Origin of the sequence: Staphylococcus sp. NRL 16/872 (genome assembly GCF_022815905.2) — a bacterium.
Lineage (GTDB): Bacteria > Bacillota > Bacilli > Staphylococcales > Staphylococcaceae > Staphylococcus.
Window position 1 is genome coordinate 157814 of sequence record NZ_CP119327.1, and the last position, 18592, is coordinate 176405.

23 protein-coding genes, 1 pseudogene and 1 riboswitch are annotated in these 18592 nt (G+C 34.4%); of the genes and pseudogenes, 22 read left to right on the forward strand and 2 right to left on the reverse strand.

Annotated features, from left to right (window positions below):
- Positions 1 to 42 precede the first annotated feature (42 nt).
- The 3 genes from MT340_RS00750 to MT340_RS00760 all read left to right on the forward strand — a co-directional run bounded on the left by MT340_RS00750 (position 43) and on the right by MT340_RS00760 (position 2619).
- Positions 43 to 615 (forward strand): ECF transporter S component, encoded by a 573-nt coding sequence (locus tag MT340_RS00750; protein ID WP_243588341.1) that lies wholly within the window; start codon positions 43 to 45, stop codon positions 613 to 615.
- Positions 616 to 758: 143 nt separating this feature from the next.
- Positions 759 to 1271, forward strand: a complete 513-nt coding sequence (locus MT340_RS00755) for a DUF308 domain-containing protein (protein WP_481906649.1) — start codon at positions 759 to 761, stop codon at positions 1269 to 1271.
- Positions 1272 to 1422: 151 nt separating this feature from the next.
- Positions 1423 to 2619: a 3M3SH-releasing C-S lyase gene (locus MT340_RS00760; protein ID WP_243603476.1), complete on the forward strand. Its 1197-nt coding sequence runs from the start codon at positions 1423 to 1425 to the stop codon at positions 2617 to 2619.
- 15 nt (positions 2620 to 2634) lie between these two features.
- Here the strand turns inward: MT340_RS00760 and MT340_RS00765 are convergent, their stop codons facing one another.
- Entirely contained in the window at positions 2635 to 3045 is a 411-nt protein-coding gene (locus MT340_RS00765) for an Lrp/AsnC family transcriptional regulator (protein ID WP_243588343.1), read from the reverse strand.
- Between the two features lie 106 nt (positions 3046 to 3151).
- Here MT340_RS00765 and MT340_RS00770 point away from each other — a divergent pair, with 106 nt between their 5' ends.
- The 3 genes from MT340_RS00770 to MT340_RS00780 all read left to right on the forward strand — a co-directional run bounded on the left by MT340_RS00770 (position 3152) and on the right by MT340_RS00780 (position 5196).
- Positions 3152 to 3565, forward strand: a complete 414-nt coding sequence (locus tag MT340_RS00770; protein WP_243588344.1) for a carboxymuconolactone decarboxylase family protein — start codon at positions 3152 to 3154, stop codon at positions 3563 to 3565.
- Positions 3566 to 3736: 171 nt separating this feature from the next.
- Positions 3737 to 4930, forward strand: coding sequence for a formamidase (fmdA, locus tag MT340_RS00775; RefSeq protein WP_243603477.1), 1194 nt, complete (start codon positions 3737 to 3739; stop codon positions 4928 to 4930).
- Complete coding sequence (locus MT340_RS00780) at positions 4930 to 5196, forward strand: FmdB family zinc ribbon protein (RefSeq protein WP_243588346.1); 267 nt, start codon at positions 4930 to 4932, stop codon at positions 5194 to 5196. The genes fmdA and MT340_RS00780 overlap by 1 nt, the downstream gene beginning before the upstream one ends.
- 60 nt (positions 5197 to 5256) lie before the next feature.
- On the opposite strand, the gene MT340_RS00785 is transcribed toward MT340_RS00780, so the two are convergent.
- A complete protein-coding gene (locus tag MT340_RS00785; RefSeq protein ID WP_243588347.1) occupies positions 5257 to 5850 on the reverse strand; it encodes an LPXTG cell wall anchor domain-containing protein in 594 nt (197 codons plus the stop codon).
- Positions 5851 to 6043: 193 nt separating this feature from the next.
- Here MT340_RS00785 and MT340_RS00790 point away from each other — a divergent pair, with 193 nt between their 5' ends.
- From MT340_RS00790 to MT340_RS00865, 16 genes and pseudogenes are all read left to right on the forward strand, one after another.
- Complete coding sequence (locus MT340_RS00790; RefSeq protein ID WP_243603478.1) at positions 6044 to 6586, forward strand: TetR/AcrR family transcriptional regulator; 543 nt, start codon at positions 6044 to 6046, stop codon at positions 6584 to 6586.
- A gap of 133 nt (positions 6587 to 6719) precedes the next feature.
- Positions 6720 to 7607 (forward strand): beta-keto acid cleavage family enzyme, encoded by an 888-nt coding sequence (locus tag MT340_RS00795; RefSeq protein WP_243588349.1) that lies wholly within the window; start codon positions 6720 to 6722, stop codon positions 7605 to 7607.
- On the forward strand, positions 7607 to 8566 hold the full coding sequence (locus MT340_RS00800) for a 3-hydroxyacyl-CoA dehydrogenase NAD-binding domain-containing protein (protein ID WP_243588350.1): 960 nt from the start codon (positions 7607 to 7609) through the stop codon (positions 8564 to 8566). The genes MT340_RS00795 and MT340_RS00800 overlap by 1 nt, the downstream gene beginning before the upstream one ends.
- A 1-nt stretch (position 8567) precedes the next feature.
- Positions 8568 to 9041, forward strand: coding sequence for a thioesterase family protein (locus tag MT340_RS00805; RefSeq protein ID WP_243588351.1), 474 nt, complete (start codon positions 8568 to 8570; stop codon positions 9039 to 9041).
- A 160-nt stretch (positions 9042 to 9201) separates the two neighbouring features.
- On the forward strand, positions 9202 to 10389 hold the full coding sequence (locus tag MT340_RS00810) for a betaine/proline/choline family ABC transporter ATP-binding protein (protein WP_243588352.1): 1188 nt from the start codon (positions 9202 to 9204) through the stop codon (positions 10387 to 10389).
- Positions 10386 to 11021 (forward strand): ABC transporter permease, encoded by a 636-nt coding sequence (locus MT340_RS00815; protein WP_243588353.1) that lies wholly within the window; start codon positions 10386 to 10388, stop codon positions 11019 to 11021. Before MT340_RS00810 ends, MT340_RS00815 begins: the two co-directional genes overlap by 4 nt.
- Before the next feature lie 18 nt (positions 11022 to 11039).
- A pseudogene (locus tag MT340_RS00820) lies at positions 11040 to 11992 on the forward strand (osmoprotectant ABC transporter substrate-binding protein).
- Complete coding sequence (locus MT340_RS00825) at positions 11992 to 12639, forward strand: ABC transporter permease (protein ID WP_243588355.1); 648 nt, start codon at positions 11992 to 11994, stop codon at positions 12637 to 12639. Before MT340_RS00820 ends, MT340_RS00825 begins: the two are co-directional and overlap by 1 nt.
- A 28-nt stretch (positions 12640 to 12667) precedes the next feature.
- A complete protein-coding gene (locus MT340_RS00830; RefSeq protein WP_243588356.1) occupies positions 12668 to 13429 on the forward strand; it encodes an alpha/beta hydrolase in 762 nt (253 codons plus the stop codon).
- Positions 13430 to 13755: 326 nt separating this feature from the next.
- The gene (lpdA, locus tag MT340_RS00835) at positions 13756 to 15117 is read left to right on the forward strand and encodes a dihydrolipoyl dehydrogenase (protein ID WP_243603479.1); all 1362 of its coding nucleotides are present in this window, start codon (positions 13756 to 13758) and stop codon (positions 15115 to 15117) included.
- Positions 15118 to 15824: 707 nt separating this feature from the next.
- Positions 15825 to 16163, forward strand: coding sequence for a PadR family transcriptional regulator (locus MT340_RS00840; protein WP_243588357.1), 339 nt, complete (start codon positions 15825 to 15827; stop codon positions 16161 to 16163).
- Positions 16153 to 16929 carry a hypothetical protein gene (locus tag MT340_RS00845; protein WP_243588358.1) on the forward strand — a complete coding sequence of 259 codons (777 nt, stop codon included), beginning with the start codon at positions 16153 to 16155 and terminating at the stop codon, positions 16927 to 16929. The genes MT340_RS00840 and MT340_RS00845 overlap by 11 nt, the downstream gene beginning before the upstream one ends.
- 42 nt (positions 16930 to 16971) lie before the next feature.
- Positions 16972 to 17247, forward strand: coding sequence for a hypothetical protein (locus tag MT340_RS00850; RefSeq protein ID WP_243588359.1), 276 nt, complete (start codon positions 16972 to 16974; stop codon positions 17245 to 17247).
- On the forward strand, positions 17238 to 17435 hold the full coding sequence (locus tag MT340_RS00855; protein WP_243588360.1) for a hypothetical protein: 198 nt from the start codon (positions 17238 to 17240) through the stop codon (positions 17433 to 17435). Before MT340_RS00850 ends, MT340_RS00855 begins: the two co-directional genes overlap by 10 nt.
- A gap of 108 nt (positions 17436 to 17543) precedes the next feature.
- Positions 17544 to 17723, forward strand: a complete 180-nt coding sequence (locus MT340_RS00860) for an HNH endonuclease (RefSeq protein WP_243590210.1) — start codon at positions 17544 to 17546, stop codon at positions 17721 to 17723.
- Between the two features lie 328 nt (positions 17724 to 18051).
- Positions 18052 to 18267 carry a zinc ribbon domain-containing protein gene (locus MT340_RS00865; protein ID WP_243588361.1) on the forward strand — a complete coding sequence of 72 codons (216 nt, stop codon included), beginning with the start codon at positions 18052 to 18054 and terminating at the stop codon, positions 18265 to 18267.
- Positions 18268 to 18385: 118 nt separating this feature from the next.
- Positions 18386 to 18489: riboswitch (TPP riboswitch) on the forward strand.
- Positions 18490 to 18592: the final 103 nt, after the last annotated feature.

An 18592-nucleotide genomic window follows, 5' to 3' on the forward strand; every position in this document is an offset into this window, starting at 1 on the left:
TTTTATGTACTTTTCTACTCAATTCATAAAAGGAGTTAGAAAATGAAAAAATTAAATTTATCAGATATTTTGGTTACTGTTTTAATTAGTTTTATCTTCGGTTTAGTATATAAAGGAGTAGGCTTAACGGTAGCAGCATTGAAACCATTGGGTCTTCATCTAGATCAAATTGCTTATGGACTATGGTTTATAGCAGCGATTGTTGCATTCTTAATAATACGTAAACCAGGTGTAGCTTTATTAGCAGAACTAGCTGCAGGTTCTGGAGAGACTATTTTATCAGGAGATATAAATATGTCTATTTTACTCCACAGTTTAGCGCAAGGTTTAGCTTGTGAAATTATATTTTTAATATTTAAATATAAATCAACTAAACTGGCTGTAACTATGTTAGCAGGCGCTACGGCTGGAATTTTTACTATTCCTATAGATTGGATATTTAACTATTTAGGAAATATGGCAATGTGGAATATTATCTTACTTTACTCAATCAGAATAGTTAGTGGAACATTACTTTCGGGAGCATTAGGCTATTATATTGTGAAAGCTTTAGAAAAAACAGGCGTAACAAAACTATATCATAGCGCCTCAAAAGAAGATTTTGATGAATTATAAACTATTTTTTATAGGTTTTTTCTAGAAAATGTTACTTTAGCAACGATGTCGTTCATGTGAAAGATATGATTAGGTAGAATTATTGTGCTTTCCAATTTGTTCTATTATACTGAGTAAAAAATTATGTAGAGAGAAGGAATTTTTTGGCACAAAACAACGACAAATTAAAATGGTCAAGTTTAATTATGGGCACGTTACTCCTCATAGTAGCGATTATTATATTTAGCTATCCCGTGAAGAACTTTTATACATTAACATGGCTAATCGGTTTATTCATTTTCATTAATGGTATCATCCAGCTCTTATTCCGACGTGCAACGAAAGCATTAGCAGGAGGCAGTTCAGGACTAATCATCCTCATTGGTATTATTGATATTATTTTTGGATTATTAGTAGTCTTTAACGTAGGCGCCAGTTCTGAATTCTTTGTCTTCATGTTCGCGGCATGGTTTATTGTAAGTTCAATCATTGGTTTATTTACAATTTCTCATCAAAATCGCTTAAGATTTTTATCAATTATTGTAAACATTCTAGGTATTATTTTAGGAATTATTTTATTATTTAACCCAATGATGGGCATGATCTTCGTATCATTAATGATTGCCGTCACATTTGCAGTATTAGGCATCACATATATTATTGATGGTCTAGCTTAATTAATTCTAGAAAGCTATTTTCTCAGTACTTGAGGGAATAGCTTTTTTATTTTAAATAAGTGCTGTAATGCTCTTAATTTTTATAAATGAATTTAAAAATAATAAGTATTAAAATGATATTTAAGTAAAACAAATTTCAGGAGGAAGTACTTTGACTTACAATTTTGATGAAATTATAGAACGTCGTTATACCAATGCGATGAATGTGGAAGGTTACAAAGGCTATTTATTTGGAGATACTGATGTATCAGATATAGAAAATAATGATGAATTAATTCGCATGTGGGTTGAAGATATGGACTTCGCAACACCAGATGTAGTTTTAGATGCTATACGTGACAGACTCGATAAAAAAATTCTAGGATATACCAATATATTTGGCTCAGACTATTATGAAGCTTTTGTTTCATGGACTGAACGACGTTTTGGGTATTCTTTTCCTCAAGAACAACTCGTCTTCTCTCACGGTATTGTGGCCGGCATCATAGAATTAGTAAGTTATATTTGCGACGAGGAGGACAAAGCACTAATCCTTACACCAAGTTATGGCCCATTTAAAATGGCATGCGACAGAAATAAAGTTTCAACTGTTTATTCACCACTCATTAATAAAGACGGTTATTACGAAATTGACTTTGAAGATGTCCGTAAAAAAGTAGAAACAGAAAATATAAAACTATGTATCTTCGCTAACCCACATAACCCAACAGGTAGAGTGTGGTCAGAAGAGGAATTAAAACAATTTGGAGAAATTATGCAAGACAATGATGTGTGGGTCATTTCAGATGAAATTCACTGTGACATTAAACGTGCTGGCCAAACGCACGTGCCGTTTGCTAAAGCAATGCCAGAGTACGATAAGATCATCACAACAATGTCTCAAAGTAAAGCTTTCAACATTGCTGGCCTCATGTTCTCAAATATTATCATTCCTAATAGACGATTATTAAAGACATGGAAGTTACGTCACTTTAGTTCAGAGAATCCATTAAGCATTGTCGCGACCCAAGCTGCTTATGAAAAGGGCGAAGACTGGTTAGCCGCAATGAATGACTATTTAGATGACAATTTTAAATATTTAGCAGAATTCTTGGACAATGAACTTCCACATGCAAAATTTAAAATACCAGAAGCAACTTACCTAGCGTGGGTAGATTTAAGCTATTACATCAACCAAAAAGAAATCGACGAACCAATAGCTAAATACTTTATCAAACATGCAGGCGTCATCATTGAAGGAGAAGAACAATTTGTTCATAATGCAGAAGGCCATGTCAGAATTAATATCGCCATCCCACGAGAAATCATGAAAAAAGGCTTAAATAAAATCAAAGAAGCATTAGTATAATTTTAAATTAGTGAATTACACTACCTTTGAAAAAATAAAATGCGTCTTACTATGCCCATATTTCTGCAGAGAATCTATAAAGTTCTCTGCTTTTTTCATGTCTTTAAAACGTGCTTTAAACATAAAACAACTGTCACCTGAAATTCTATAACAAAATGCAACATTCTCTTGTTCAGAAATATAATTCTTAAAGTCTTTGTATAAATTATTTTTAATAGTAAGTTCTATAATTGCTTCAATATCATAGCCCAATAAACTGTAATCAATGTTGATTGTATAATTTTTGATAATGCCAGAATCAATTAATTTGTGAATACGCTCTCTCGTTGAAGGAACGGATAGATTCACTTTTTGACTTAGTTCACTAAGCGATAATTTACTATTTTCTTTTAGTATATTTAATAAATTTATATTTGTATAGTCCATGAGCGTAACCTCCTAAAATAGTGAAAGTAATATGATGTAATTCCATATAAATATTAAGTTCAAACTTTGATATAAGCAATAAAATATATTCAAAGGAGGTAAGATCATGCCGATTATCAATTATACGAAAGTTGGAAATACACCTTTTCAGAAATTATTAGGCCATCAACCAGAATTGATGTCTTCATGGACTCAACTCAGTGATTTATTAGAAAATGATGGTACTTTAAGTAAAGAACTGAAAGAAGAAATAAGAAGAATGTTAGCACAGAAAAACGGTTGCCAATACTGTAAAGCAAAAGGTAAACCTACCGGCAGTCTAAAAGATGAAAAATCGACCATTTGTATTGGCTTTACCGAAGTATTTATTAAAATGGGAGATCAAATTCCAGATAATATTATTCAGGTGCTTAAAGAAGGATTAACAGACCAAGAAATAGTGGAGCTTGTAGCATTTATTACATTTACTAATGCTCAACAAAATTTTGGTGCAATTATGAATTTGGAACCAATTGAATAACATTAAAACTTATCTTTACCCGTTTTGAGTAAAGATAAGTTTTTTTAATATTTAGGAATTTTAAATTGTACAATTACTCTAATTTTGGGGATTTATATGCTATGATTTAGGAAACAAAATATTCAGTCATAATCAATTTTTATAACTTTATTAAACAAGGGGGTTAGGCCTATGCCTAAAAAGTTATTTAGTATTGATTTGAACAAGACAATGGACCAACAAGCACATCCTGGACATAACCGCTGGCATCCAGATATTCCTGCAGCATTTTCAGTGGATCCGGGAGAATCATTCAGAATGGAATGTTTAGATTGGACAGACGGCCAAATTAGTAACAACGATGACCCGGGTGACATTAAAAATGTGAACTTAAATCGTGTGCATGTATTAAGTGGACCAGTTCACGTTAATGGTGTTAAACCAGGCGACTTACTTGTAGTGGATATTTTAGATATTGGAATTTTTGACGAGCATCAATGGGGGTTCAATGGTATCTTTGATAAAACAAACGGCGGTAGCTTTTTAGTTGATCATTATCCGAATGCTCAGAAATCAATTTGGGACTTTAATGGCATTTACGCAACAAGTCGTCACGTTCCAGGCGTTGAATTTATTGGTTTAATTCACCCAGGACTGATTGGCGTAGCGCCAACTCAAGAAATGTTAGATGAATGGAATCGCCGTGAAAAAGAATTAGTTGATACGGATCCAAATCGTCAACCTGTGTTAGCTAACTTACCTGACACAGACGCTGTAGTTGCTGGGACATTAACTGGTAAAGATTTCGACAGAGTAGCTAAAGAAGGTGCACGTACTGTCCCTCCTCGTGAAAATGGTGGTAACTGTGACATTAAAAACTTATCTAAAGGCTCTCGCATTTACTTTCCTGTCTTTGTCGATGGCGCAAAATTATCAGTAGGAGATTTACACTTCTCACAAGGTGATGGGGAAATTACATTCTGTGGCGGTATTGAAATGCCAGGTTGGATTGAACTACGCGTTAACGTGATTAAAAATGGTATGGAAAAATATCATATTAAGAAAAATCCTGCATTCAAACCAAGTCCAGTTATGCCAAACTATACAGATTACATAGTATTTGAAGGTATTTCTGTAAACGAATTTAGTGGCAAACAAACGTACCTTGATGCTAATACAGCTTATAGAAATGCAGTATTAAATGCTATCGAATTCTTAAAAACACGTGGTTTTACTGGAGAACAAGCGTATATGCTTTTAGGCACAGCGCCAGTTCAAGGCACAGTTGCTGGTATCGTAGACGTTCCAAACGCATGTTGTACGATTGCTATTCCAAGAGAAATCTTCAAAGAAGATATTATTCCAAACTTGGAGCCAGACAAATAATGCCTAACTACACATACAACTGTACAAATTGCGGAGAATTCACTCTCCGCCAATCTATGAACGTTCAACACGATACAGCTAAATGTCCAACTTGCGATGCTGAATCCATTCGCGTATTCAACAGTTTTCAGACTTATAGAATGGACGGAAAATTAAAAAAACGTATCGAACGAGGACAAGAACCACGATTAGTAAAAAGAGATCAACTACCACAAATAAAACCTAAAGCAAACCGAACAGCAAGACCATGGATGGCAGGCCATTAACAACAACTAAAGTTTAGACCCCCAGCACTCTAAACGAGTCTGGGGGTTTTACTATAATAATTATTTTGTAGTAGATTTTTTACGGAATACTAAGAATGAACCTACTGCTAATAATACAGTTGCGAGAGTTGTTACTAATCCACTATTTGAAGTTTCGCCAGTTTCTGGTAAAGCTTTAGTTGGTGTAGTTTGGCTAGTTGAATGATTAGCGTTTTGAGAAGTGGTAGTTGAGTTATCTTGTGATGATTGAGCATTAGAAGTAGTATTAGCATTTGTTTGTTGATTATTAGACTCTGAGGTAGAGTTGCTTCCATTTTGTCCATTTAAAAATGCTTGTCCTTCAGCTGGAATAACTGGAGTAGGATAAGTATCAGGATATTCTTCTTTTAACTTTACTAAATAGTTAACATATTCTGCATAAGAACTTTGGTAACTATTAACACTACCGAAACCACCGCCTTCTCCAGCTCCTCCTTTTAAGCGTGCTTGTAATAGAGAATCATGTGTTTTTTGCCATTCCTGTGGAGTAGCTAATGTCACACTACTCTCGCTATATTCTGAAGCATGAGCTTGATTTCCTTCAAAGCCTGTCCCTGCGAATAATAAGGTTCCCGCTAATGCACTAGTTGCTAAAATACCTACTTTTTTCATCATTAAAAACCCTTTATATATATTATGAGTGCGACTCCATTATAAAAAATGGGGTAAGACGCTTTATGTCTATTTTAAAGATAATTTCACGAAAAATAGTTGTTCTACATTTTCCTAAAAAGGTTTATTATAAAAATGAATGGATAACTATAACTACATGAAAGTAATTTAGCGTATTTAGGAAGTTGGTGAAAAATTGGCAAGAACTTCAAAAAAACAATATTTATTAGAATGTGCAGCGTCTATTGTAAATGAGCAAGGTGCAGATTATTTAACGTTAGATGCCGTGGCTAAAAAAGCCGGCGTTAGTAAAGGTGGGTTATTATACCACTTCAAGTCCAAGGACGGTTTAATACAAGAATTAGTGAATTATGCTAATGAATTATATAAAAGTAAAGTCAATCAACATATAAATGAAGAGCAAGCGGTGAAAGGTCAATGGCTAAACGCATTTATTGAAGCAACACGAGAACATCGTACAGAAAATGCACCAATCACATCTGGAATGTTAGCTGCCCAAGGCTCTAATAGAAATTTACTTGTACCCTTGAGAGAGTCTTATAAAGATTGGCAACAACATATCGAACAAGATGGCTTAGATAAAGCAGATGCCACAATTATTCGCTTAGCTGTAGATGGCTTGTGGCTGTCAGAAATATTTGGTATTAGTGCTATTGATGAAGATATGCGTGAAGAAGTACTTAATCGCTTAAAAGAATATATCAAAGAAAAAAGTTAAAATTCCTATAGCCTTAGAGCCGAGTAGTGTATAACACATTACTCGGCTCTTTTTATGTGACAAACTGTTGAAACTTTACCGACCAGTTGGTATAGTAACTAACGTAATAAATAAATCAACCGAGGTGATAACGATGCAAAAAGTTGTATTAACAGCAGCGATTACAGGCGCAGGAGATACAATTGAAAAAAATGAAAATGTACCAGTTACACCACAAGAAATAGCTGACTCAGCTATAAAATGTGCAAAAGCAGGAGCAACAGTAGCTCATATTCATGTGAGAGATCCTAAGACAGGGGCTGTCAGTCATGATCCAGAACTTTATGCAGAAACAGTAAGATTAATAAGAGAAGCAGATGAAGATATTATCATTAACATCACATCAGGCGGTGGTGGAGATTTCATCCCAAATAAAGAACATCCAGAAACAGGCGGTGAAGGCACTTGGATTCAAACTCCTGAAGAACGCCATCGTCCAGTTAAAGATTCACTTCCAGAAATGTGCACATTAGATTGTGGTAGCGCAAACATGGGAGATTCAATTTATATAAGTCCAGCTGCATGGCTTAGAGAACAAGCACAAATGGTAAAAGATGCAGGTGTAAAACCTGAATTAGAATGTTTCGATACAGGTCATGTCAGCTTTGCGAAACAATTAATCAACGAAGGATTAATTGAAGGCGAACCAATGTTCCAATTCTGTTTAGGTATTCCTTGGGGCGCAGAGAATGATCCAGAAACAATTGATTATTTAGTATCACGTATTCCAGAGAATGCACATTGGTCAGCATTTGGTATCGGAAAAATGCAATTACCAACCGTAAAAGAAGTCGCAAAACGTGGCGGTAATATTCGCGTTGGTTTAGAAGACAATATTTATATTTCTAAAGGTGTTAAAGCAACAAACGAAGCTCTTGTAGAAGAAGCTAAAAAAATATTAGCTGAATTAGATATCGAACCATTAACACCAGCAGAAGCAAGAGAGAAATTTAATTTAAGAAATCCAAAAGGAGGCCAATAATGAAGTTCGCAGTTGTTGGAACAGGCGTCATCGGTAGTGGCTGGATAACTAGAATGTTAGCTCATGGCCATGAAGTCATCGCTACAGATCCAAGTGAAGGTGCTTATGAAAGAATGTTAGCGCAAGTTAAACAAAATTGGCCTTATGCTGAAGAAATGGGCTTAGCAGAGAATGCTTCACTTGATAATCTAACTTTCACACCAAACTTAGAAGAAGCGGTTAAAGAAGCAGATCACATTCAAGAAAATGTTCCAGAAGTAGAAGAAATTAAAGACGCCGTATTAAAAGAAATTGATTTCTACGCTAAAGCGGAGGCCACAATTGGCTCAAGTACTTCTGGCATTATGCCTACAGAGCTACAACAGAATTTATCACATCCAGAACGACTTGTTGTAGCACATCCATTCCATCCAGTCTACATTTTACCGTTAGTTGAAATTGTAGGCGGCGAACAAACTTCAGAAGAAACAATCATCAAAGCTGAGAAGATATATGAAGATATTGGCATGGATGTTTTACATGTAAGACACGAAGTTGAAGGGCATATTGCTGACCGTCTTATGGAAGCACTTTGGCGTGAATCGTTGCATATCGTCAATGATGGTATTGCAACTACAGAAGAAGTCGACAAAGCATTTACACATGCTGCTGGCTTACGTTATGCGCAATATGGTCCGTTCATGACTTTCCACTTAGCTGGTGGTGAAGGTGGTATGCGCCACATGTTAAAACAATTTGGTCCAGCATTGAAGAAACCATGGACTAAATTAGTCGCACCAGAGCTTACAGATGATTTATATGAAAAGGTAGTAAGCGGTAGTGAAGCATCATCACAAGGTTACACTATGTCAGAACTCGATCAAAAACGTAATGAATTTTTAATTAAAGTTAAAAAGTTAGCTGAAGAATATTGGCCAGAAGAAACTGCCGGTATGAAGAAAGCTAATCAGGTGTTATAAGATGACTCAATTATATGCATATAACACAGAAGTTAAAACTGAGTGGGTCGATCATAATGGACATATGAATGATGCCGAATATAATCGTGTATTCAGTGATGCCACAGATGATTGGCTCGCCCATATTGGTTTAGATGTGGATGCGATAAAAACGCTAAATTACACAATATTCACGTTGGAGAACCATGTCACATTTTTAAAAGAAATGAAAGAACATGATGCAATAACAGTCAATGTTTATCTGTATGATTATGACAGTAAACGATTACACGTATTTATGGAAATGTATAATTCTAATCAACAATTAGCGGCAACGTATGAAGTCATGTTAATGGGAATGGATACACAATCTGAGCGTCCAGCACCGTTCCCAACTTCTATCGCTAACAATGTGACACGTTACTTTGAGGATTATTCATTATCTGAAACGCCTAAGCAGTTAGGTCATCAAATCGGAATTACACGACGCTCATAAACTAGCAATCTTATAAACTACTCAGAGAATTTATTGACAAATGAAAGCAAAGATTTAAAGGACTTTATGTGCCTTGTTGTTACTTAGTTAGCTTTGTATAACATCCACATTTAGTCCTTATTTTTTGAATAACTATTAATGAAAAGAAAGGAATGGACGTATGTTAAGTATTAGGAACTTATCAAAAGTCTATGCAGGTGGAAAGAAAGCAGTAGATAACATGAATATCGATATTGAATCGGGAGACTTTGTAGCCTTCATTGGTACAAGTGGGAGTGGTAAGACTACCGCACTTCGTATGATTAACCGCATGATTGAATCAACTGAAGGTGAAATCACAATTGATGGTAAAAATATTCGTCAAATGAATGCCGTTGAGTTACGTCGTAGCATTGGTTACGTTATTCAACAAATTGGCTTGATGCCACATATGACAGTAAAAGAAAACATTGTGTTAGTTCCTAAATTATTAAAATGGTCACAAGAAAAGAAAGATGAAAAGGCTAAGGAATTAATTAATTTAGTTGATTTACCTGAAGAATATTTGGATCGTTATCCTTCTGAACTGTCTGGTGGTCAGCAACAACGTATTGGTGTTGTACGCGCACTAGCAGCAGAACAAGATATTATCTTGATGGATGAGCCATTTGGCGCACTTGATCCAATTACAAGAGATACATTACAAGACTTAGTGAAGAAACTACAAAAACAATTAGGCAAAACGTTCATCTTTGTTACGCATGATATGGACGAAGCGATTAAACTTGCAGATAAAATTTGTATCATGACTAATGGGAAAGTCGTTCAATATGATACACCAGACAACATCTTAAGAGCCCCAGCAAACGATTTCGTAAAAGATTTCATCGGTCAAAATCGTCTTATCCAAGATAGACCAAACATTAGAACGGTTGAAGACGCGATGGTTAAACCAGTCACTGTTCACGTAGATAGCTCATTAAATGAAGCGGTCAATATTATGCGTGAACGTCGTGTAGATACAATCTTTGTCGTTAATAATGAAGATCATCTATTAGGTTATTTAGACATCGAAGATATTAATCAAGGTCTACGTGCTAATAAAGAACTTATCGACACAATGCAACGAGATATTTATCGCGTACGTATAGACAGTAAATTACAAGATTCAGTACGTACTATCTTAAAACGTAGCGTTAGAAATGTGCCAGTCGTTGCCAGTGATAATAAAACATTAGTGGGATTAGTAGTAAGAGCAAACTTAGTGGATATCGTATATGACAGTGTTTGGGGAGAAAATACTAAGGAATCTAAGACGACAGAAGATCCAATTATCGAACCTGAAGTTAATGGAGCTGACAAGCAATGATGGAATTTTTATCTGAAAATAGTGGCGCACTATTAGCAAAGACATTAGAACATCTTTATATTTCTGTCGTTGCTCTACTTATCGCAGTTGTAGTCGCAGTTCCGGTAGGCATACTACTCTCTAAAACGAAACGCCTGTCTAAAATTGCACTCACAATTGCAGGTATATTACAAACAATTCCTACACTAGCAGTATTAGCACTAATGATCCCTTTATTTGGCGTTGGTAAGACACCAGCGATTATCGCTTTATTCTTTTATGTTTTATTACCAATTTTAAATAATACAGTAATTGGCGTGCAAAATATTGATGGTAATGTGCGAGAAGCAGGACGCAGTATGGGAATGACAGGCACACAGTTAATGAAAGACGTTGAGCTTCCACTCGCCTTACCAATGATTATTAGTGGCGTGCGCTTATCATCAGTTTATGTAATTAGCTGGGCAACACTAGCAAGTTACGTCGGCGCAGGTGGTTTAGGTGACTTTATCTTTAACGGTCTTAACCTTTATGAACCGGCAATGATTATCTCAGCAACGATCTTAGTTACAGCGCTCGCGCTTATTGTAGATTTCTGTTTATCTCGTATTGAAAAGTGGATTGTACCTAAAGGACTTAAAGTTTCCAGATAATAAATTAAGGAGGACATTATGAAAAATTATAAAAAGTATATCGTAGTTTTAATATTGTCTCTAACAGTGTTATCTGGATGTAATTTACCTGGTTTAAAAAATAATAATTCAGATGACGAAGTTAAAATTACAAGCTTAGGGACAAGTGAATCTCAAATCATGTCACATATGCTGAGATTATTAATTGAACATGACACAAATGGGGAAATACAACCAACATTAATTAATAACTTAGGATCTAGTGTTATTCAACATAATGCCATTACAAGTGGAGAAGCCAACATGTCTGGTACCCGTTATACAGGTACAGATTTAACGGGCGCATTAAGTGAAGACGCTATTAAAGATCCTGATAAAGCAATGAAAGCAACAAAGAAAGGTTTTAAAGACAAATATAACCAAACATTCTTTGATTCATACGGCTTTGCGAACACATACTCATTAATGGTTACGAAAGAAACAGCTAAAAAATATGATTTAGAAACAGTATCAGATTTAAAAAAACATGCCAAAGATTTAAGAGTAGGTATGGATAGTGCTTGGATGAATCGTAAGGGTGACGGTTATCCTGGATTCAAGAAAGAGTATGGCATTGATTTCGGAACAGTACGACCTATGCAAATCGGTTTAGTTTACGATGCATTAAATGCCGGTCAATTAGACGTAGCAGTAGGTTATTCAACTGACGGACGTATTGCTGCATACGATTTAAAAGTCTTAAAAGATGACCGTAAATTCTTCCCACCATACGACGCAAGCCCATTAGTTACAGATGAATTATTAAAAGAAAAACCTGAATTAAACCAATCGTTAAAAAATTAGAAGGCAAAATTTCAACAGAACAAATGCAAAAATTAAATTATCTTGCTGACGGTAAGGGTCAAGAACCAGCAACTGTAGCAGAAAACTTCTTGAAACAACATAACTATTTTGAAGACGACGATAATACTAAGAAAGGTGGTCAAAACTGATGGAAGGCAATTTATTTGAACAATTAATTAACTATTATCAAACGAATTTTGGCTACCTATGGGAACTATTCGTTAACCATTTATTAATGTCAGTATATGGCGTCTTATTTGCAGCTCTTGTTGGCATACCGTTAGGCATTTTAATAGCAAGAGTAAGTAAACTATCTGGCGTAGTTATTACGCTTGCCAATGTGATTCAAACCGTGCCAGTCATCGCAATGTTAGCTATTTTAATGCTTGGCATTGGCTTAGGGATGAACACAGTTATATTTACTGTGTTTTTATATGCATTATTACCTATTATCAAAAACACATATACGGGTATTAATGAAGTAGATGTGAATATTAAAGACGCTGGTAAAGGCATGGGAATGACAAGAAACCAAGTATTAAGAATGATTGAATTACCACTATCACTGTCAGTCATTATAGGCGGTATTCGTATTGCATTAGTCGTCGCAATTGGTGTCGTAGCCGTTGGTTCATTTATCGGTGCACCAACACTTGGTGATATCGTAATCCGAGGCACAAATGCGACAGATGGCACGCTCTTCATTCTTGCCGGCGCCATTCCTATTGTCGTAATTGTAGTATTAATCGATATCCTATTACGTTTACTTGAGAAAAAGTTAGACCCAACAACGTAACGATAAATGAATAGGAGGTATCCTTAAGATGGCATTAATAGGATTAAATTATTTATCTAAAACATTAGGCATGCATCAATCACTTAATGTGATTCTTCCAGAAGACGCAAGCTTTTTCAAAAAAGATCAAGAGGCAAAACCATTAAAATCAATGTTAGTGTTACATGGTTTATCAAGCGACGCAAATTCTTATTTACGCTATACAAGCATTGAACGCTATGCCAATGATCACAAGCTAGCGATTATTCTACCAAATGCAGATCACAGTTTTTATACAAATATGGCTTACGGACATAGTTATTATGACTATGTTATGGAAGTCTACGATTATGTTCATCAAATCTTCCCATTATCTAAAGCTAGAGAAGACAACTTCATCGCTGGCCATTCCATGGGAGGCTACGGGACTACTAAATATGCCTTAACGCAAAGCCAACGTTTCTCTAAAGCAGCCATATTATCTGCACCATTCGATGTCTCATTACTTAGAGACTATGACTACTACGACTTCTCTCCTCAAGCTATTGTTGGGGAAAAGGGGGACATCAAAGGTACACCATTTGATCCTTATTATTTAATAGAACAAGCTATAGACAACCACGTAGACTTACCTGAACTACTGATTAAGTGTGGTACAGAAGACGAACTATACCCACAAAACTTAGAATTTATTAAATACTTAGATGAAAAAGGCATTCAATATAACTTTAAAGAAAGCCCAGGCAATCATGACTACGCTTACTGGGATAAAGCTATAAAAGAAACGATCGAACAATTTACTGAAGAATAGAGTATTGAAATAAACTTGGTTATTAAAAAAGAGAAACTTGGGGCAGAACTGCTTTCAAAGATAAATACTTTGTAAGCAGTTTTTTATTTTTCGAGAATAGAAGGTCGGCAAATATATTGAAAATAAGCGTTAAATCATGTTATTTAAAGATTATTTGAAATTGTAACAATTGTTCACTTACGTTTATTTGAAATTATAAAAATATAACTCTAATATATAATTGAAAGGGTGTAAAAGCGCTTACACCAAAATAGAGTGATTATGTTCAAATGAAATGATTTTTTAGGGATAAAACACAACTTCAAAGGTGAAAGGGGTAACAAATGATGTCTAAATCATATGATTTAATCGTTGTTGGAGCAGGACCAGGGGGCTATGTAGCAGCAATTCGAGCAGCTCAATTAGGTAAACAGGTAGCTATTGTTGAGAAGAAGAACGTGGGGGGAGTGTGTCTCAATGTAGGCTGTATACCGGCAAAGTTATTTTTAGAATATGGAGCTAAAGTAAGGGATATCCATTCTGCAAATAGTTGGGGGATTAAAACAAATAATATTGATATTGATTTAACAGGACTAGTACAACGTAAGGATCAAGTCGTAAAAACAGTGACTGATGATGTCCGAGACGCATTATCACAACATAACGTTGATTTGATTGAAGGCGAAGCAGAAGTGCTCGAAGATTTGAAAGTCCAAGTCAATGAAACCATTTATACGGCGAAAGATATTATCTTGGCAACAGGAACGAAGCCGTTCGTACCACCAATCGAAGGCGTAGATCAAGCACATTTTGAAACCGCGGACACATTTTTCAATATGAAGGAATTGCCGAAACAACTCGTGATTATTGGTGGTGGTGTTATTGCCTCGGAAATAGCTTCTGCAATGGCTGATTTAAGTGTCGATGTTACTATTTTGGAAAAGGGCGACAGCATTTTATCTAGCGAAATTAAAGAAATACGTGAACATCTCACATCCTACTTAAAACAACAAGGCGTTAATATCATCACCAATTCGGAAACGCAGAAAATTAATACAACCACTTTAGAAATAGATGGAAAAGATGGCCCAAGGGAAATACCGTATGAAACGCTACTTTTTGCCACAGGACGACAACCGAATGTACACGTCGCTAAAGCACTTCAATTGGAACAAGACGGTAAATGTTTAAAAGTCAATGAACATTATGAAACGAGCTATAAACACGTGTATGCGATTGGTGATTTAGTGCCAGGCTATCAATTAGCCCATACAGCAAGTGCACATGGTAAGTATGTTGCAGAAAAGATTGCCGGCAAACATCCGGAACCTATCTATCAAGAAGACATACCAAGATGTATCTATACAAGATTAGAATCAGCTTCAGTAGGTTTATCAGAAATTCAAGCGCAAGAAGCGGGTTATGACGTTGAAGTAACTACTTCTAACTTTCAAAAGAACCCTAAAGCAATATTAAAAGGGGAAACACAAGGATTTATCAAAATCGTTGCAAATAAACAAAACGGCAAAATACTAGGTGGATTTATCGTTGGCCCCCATGCCACAGATTTAATTAGTGAAATCTTAGGCGTTAAAGCTTCGGGCGGTACACTAAACGATATCTCTCAAATTATACAACCACACCCTTCTCTATCAGAAGCCCTAGGTGAAAGTGCAGACGCATCTTTTGGAAAAGCAATATATATTTAAGTAACAAATAATTGATTATTATCTTGCAAACTCCTAGCAAAATACATCGAAAACCCATACTTTTTGATACTTTAGTACTTTGTTTACAAATTACACAACATGAAATATAATATATACGTAACTAGCATTGTTAGCATGAAAAAGCTCCCAGGCTCGGTAAAGCTACTGGGGGTTTTTATTGTATTAATTATTAATTCTCAAATGGTTAATAATAACTTTATATTTACAAATTACACAACATAGAATATAATATATACATAACTAGTATCTTTAGCATGAAAAAGCCCCCAGCTTTCGGTAAAAGCACTGGGGGTTTTTTTGTGTCTCATTTATGTAACTTGTTAATTAGCTTAGCGATTAAATTATCTAAAAGTTTAATCACTAAATGACTAATTACACTAGCTACAATAGACACGGCTAGTATCTCTAGCATGGCATCACCTCCATATACTTATTCACCACATATATGGAATTCTATGTGATACATTTCTATTATAATCCTATTAATGCATTTGGATATATTTTTTATAAGATAAAAATAAAATTTGTTTCAGCTTTTTAAAAACTGAAAGTAAGCGCCAAGAAAAATTAATAAACTGCAATGTAGCAACTATTAAAGAGTCACTATCTTTTAACGTAAGATAGTTGACTTCTTTTTTATAATGTACTATCTTATATTATAAGATAGTTAATAAAAAGGTGATGACATGTCAGTATCCAATCAAATGATGAAGGGGCTTTTAGATGGCGCAATACTTGGACTTATAGCAAAAGGCGAAACGTATGGTTATGAAATTTTAGAGAAATTAAAAGAAAATCAATTTCCTGAAATAAGCGATGGCAGTATTTATCCAGTGCTTCTGAGATTAAGTAAAAAAGGCTATGTAAATACAACTACTCGTAAATCAGACAACGGTGGCCCAAAGCGCAAGTATTACACTATTTCTGAAAGCGGCCAAGAAGAATTATTACGTTTTAAAGAAAAATGGAGTTATCTCAATTCAGGAATGAATAATTTATTTGGGAGTGATGAAGATGCTAAGTAAAGAACAAGAAGACTATATATTGAAATTAAAGGCTGAATTACTATTTAGAGGTAAGGATGAGGAAGACATACATGCCATTGGTGATGAGTTACAAGATCACTTTGAAATTGCAAACAAGAATGGCAACGATGTTAGCGATATTTTAAAAACGCCTGTGAAAAACTATGCCGATAACTTTTCTAAAGAAATGAGTTTTATCAAAGGCTTGCCTAAGTATATAACCTACTTCGCACTCTTTATGTTTGCGATTTATACTATTCCAGACTTATTCAATAAAGAATTCACACTTACAGTAGGCTATATCTTAAATGTTATTTTCATATTCGCAATAAGTATCATTGCTCCGTTATTTCTTTTGAAAAAAATGTTTATTAAATATGGAGAGCAAAAAAAGATCTATGTATTTGCGTTTATAGGTGGGGCCGTCATATTTGGACTGATGGTTTTAAGTATCTATATCTCAAAGCGTTATCCTATTTATACAATCGCCACTTTATCACAAACTCAAAGTATTATTTTAGGCATTATATTACTTGCTCTAGTGATGATTGCATGCTTTATCGTTAAACAAAAGATATTTGCACTCATTGCACTTATCGTTTGCTTACCAAACATCATTGCACAGTTATTCAAAGCACATAGCCATTCAGACAGCCAATTCGCTGTCGTATCACTAATCGTATCAATTGTTTTACTCATACTCATGAACATCGCATTCTTTGTACATGCATATTACACAAATCGAAAAGAGAAAAATAATCAGTAGAATAAATATAAAATAATATAGATAAAATTAGAGGAGAGAAAAGTGGAAAATCTTTCTTGGATAATACCTTGTAATATAAATGCCTATAATGTTATTAAAGCATTTGAAAATCTAAAAGTTTTGGATTGGAAACAAAGTCCTAATCTCAAACAAGCTAAGGTAGGCGATATAATATACATTTATATTTCTAAACCTTATCAATCTATCAAATATAAATGTGAAATTTTAAAAACTAATAAGTCACACGTGACAATAAATGATTCTCAATATATAGTTAATGGCCAAAACTATGTTAATTATGGAATTACATGGAAATAAAATTATTAAAGACCTATGAGGATAATTTAATTACTTTTAATGATTTAGTTGAAAATGGATTGAAAGGTAGAATTCAAGGACCTAGAAAACTATCTGAGAACCTTATTAGAGTAGTAGAAGCATATGATACAAGCTTTGATAATTCTTTAGAAAATATGGTTTATAAAGAAGGACGATTAGTTAAATAATATAGTTATAAATATGAGAGGAATGCTCAATTAAGAAACATAGCTATTCAAATACACGGATTAAATTGTACTGTTTGTCATTTTAATTTTGAAAAGTTTTATGGAGATATAGGAAGAGATTTTGTTGAAATACATCATTTAAAACCTTTATTTATTAATGGGGAAGAACATTTGGTAAACCCTTATACAGATTTAGTTCCTCTATGTTCAAATTGTCATAGAATGATTCATAGAAGAAAGTATGAACCATATTCTATCGAAGAATTAAAAAGTATAATTAAGCAATAAATAAGTGTATTTTAAATTACATTTAAGTATAGTTGTTAAAAATACGGAGTATTGGCTGCGAGACGCTACTAGGAATAGCATGAGCATTGAGACAAAACCAGAATAAAAAAGAGTTAAATCACAACTTACAAGACTTTGAAAAAGGCTTATAAAATGATTTAACTCTTTTCATTTATAAATAGATTAGCTCAAGCAATGCCTAGAGCAAGCGAGTAGCAACAATACGTAGTATTGTGTAAACTAACATATTAGATATCAAAGTTATGAATTATTAGATTAAATGTATACAGGGTATAAGTAATTAAAAGACAATTTAAGGAGGAGTTATATGCCTGAAAATCTAAATAATGGTTGTGTGAAATGTGGTCATACGGAAGTAGAGGAAGGCACATTATCAGCAACAGGTTCAGGTTTATCAAAGATGTTTGATGTGCAACATAACAACTTCAAAACGATTACTTGTAAAAATTGTGGTTACACAGAGTTTTATAAAGTGGATAATAATAGAACGAGTGATATTGTCGACCTATTCTTTGGGGGATAACTTCAAAGCAATATTTATTCAAACAGTGGCTCACAGAGTCACTGTTTTTTATACATTCAATTAAAACTCGATTTGTAGTAAAATAACACCTTTGTTATAATTATACTAGTAATATAATATCATCTGCTAGGGGTGCTTTAATGTGCTGAAAGAAGCTATAAGCTTCAACCCTTTTTACCTGATCTAGTTAATGCTAGCGTAGGGAAGCAAGTGAGTAAATTTAGGCTAAGATGTAGTTAAACATAGGCACATACTGATGTGGTTAGGTTTCATGACATTTCAATACATATAATAAATTAGTATAAATTCGCTTATTTTCTTATGC

Bases quoted from the DNA above. Each gene is read 5' to 3' on its own strand.
- MT340_RS00795 (WP_243588349.1), top strand. From the start codon at position 6,720: ATGCAAAAAGTTGTATTAACAGCAGCGATTACAGGCGCAGGAGATACA.
- MT340_RS00855 (WP_243588360.1), top strand. From the start codon at position 17,238: ATGGAAATAAAATTATTAAAGACCTATGAGGATAATTTAATTACTTTT.
- MT340_RS00780 (WP_243588346.1), top strand. From the start codon at position 4,930: ATGCCTAACTACACATACAACTGTACAAATTGCGGAGAATTCACTCTC.
- MT340_RS00840 (WP_243588357.1), top strand. From the start codon at position 15,825: ATGTCAGTATCCAATCAAATGATGAAGGGGCTTTTAGATGGCGCAATA.
- MT340_RS00830 (WP_243588356.1), top strand. From the start codon at position 12,668: ATGGCATTAATAGGATTAAATTATTTATCTAAAACATTAGGCATGCAT.
- MT340_RS00845 (WP_243588358.1), top strand. From the start codon at position 16,153: ATGCTAAGTAAAGAACAAGAAGACTATATATTGAAATTAAAGGCTGAA.
- MT340_RS00785 (WP_243588347.1), bottom strand. From the start codon at position 5,850: ATGATGAAAAAAGTAGGTATTTTAGCAACTAGTGCATTAGCGGGAACC.
- MT340_RS00800 (WP_243588350.1), top strand. From the start codon at position 7,607: ATGAAGTTCGCAGTTGTTGGAACAGGCGTCATCGGTAGTGGCTGGATA.
- MT340_RS00805 (WP_243588351.1), top strand. From the start codon at position 8,568: ATGACTCAATTATATGCATATAACACAGAAGTTAAAACTGAGTGGGTC.
- MT340_RS00815 (WP_243588353.1), top strand. From the start codon at position 10,386: ATGATGGAATTTTTATCTGAAAATAGTGGCGCACTATTAGCAAAGACA.
- MT340_RS00765 (WP_243588343.1), bottom strand. From the start codon at position 3,045: ATGGACTATACAAATATAAATTTATTAAATATACTAAAAGAAAATAGT.
- MT340_RS00825 (WP_243588355.1), top strand. From the start codon at position 11,992: ATGGAAGGCAATTTATTTGAACAATTAATTAACTATTATCAAACGAAT.
- MT340_RS00770 (WP_243588344.1), top strand. From the start codon at position 3,152: ATGCCGATTATCAATTATACGAAAGTTGGAAATACACCTTTTCAGAAA.
- MT340_RS00865 (WP_243588361.1), top strand. From the start codon at position 18,052: ATGCCTGAAAATCTAAATAATGGTTGTGTGAAATGTGGTCATACGGAA.
- MT340_RS00810 (WP_243588352.1), top strand. From the start codon at position 9,202: ATGTTAAGTATTAGGAACTTATCAAAAGTCTATGCAGGTGGAAAGAAA.
- MT340_RS00750 (WP_243588341.1), top strand. From the start codon at position 43: ATGAAAAAATTAAATTTATCAGATATTTTGGTTACTGTTTTAATTAGT.
- fmdA (WP_243603477.1), top strand. From the start codon at position 3,737: ATGCCTAAAAAGTTATTTAGTATTGATTTGAACAAGACAATGGACCAA.
- lpdA (WP_243603479.1), top strand. From the start codon at position 13,756: ATGTCTAAATCATATGATTTAATCGTTGTTGGAGCAGGACCAGGGGGC.